1 protein-coding gene is annotated in these 410 nt (G+C 54.4%); it reads left to right on the top strand.

The genetic code is table 11. The annotated features are described in order from the left end of the window. The coding region (locus HEM79_RS22530; RefSeq protein WP_207105875.1) for a hypothetical protein at positions 1–201 on the top strand (201 nt) is incomplete at its 5' end. Between the last annotated feature and the right edge of the window lie 209 nt (positions 202–410).

The following is a 410-nucleotide window of genomic DNA, read 5'->3' as shown; positions in this document are numbered from 1 at the left end:
ACGCCTGGTATCTTTATAGTCCTGTCGGGTTTCGCCACCTCTGACTTGAGCGTCGATTTTTGTGATGCTCGTCAGGGGGGCGGAGCCTATGGAAAAACGCCAGCGGCGCGGCCTTTCGTTGCCCTTTGCCTTTTTGCTCACATGTTCTTTCCGGCCTTATCCCCTGATTCTGTGGATAACCGTATTACCGCCTTTGAGTGAGCCGGCACCGCTCGCCGCAGCCGAACGACCGAGCGTAGCGAGTCAGTGAGCGAGGAAGCGGAAGAGCGCCTGATGCGGCATTTTCTCCTTACGCATCTGTGCGGTATTTCACATCGCATATGGTGCTCTTTTCTTATCATCTGCACTGATGCTACATAGTTAAGCCAGTATACACTCCGCTATCGCTACGTGACTGGGTCATGGCTGCG

The sequence above is a fragment of the Escherichia sp. 93.0816 genome (assembly GCF_013368855.2).
In the GTDB taxonomy this organism is placed as follows: domain Bacteria; phylum Pseudomonadota; class Gammaproteobacteria; order Enterobacterales; family Enterobacteriaceae; genus Escherichia; species Escherichia ruysiae.
Note: the sequence above shows the minus strand (reverse complement) of the source record. Positions and strands in the feature narration are given on the sequence as shown.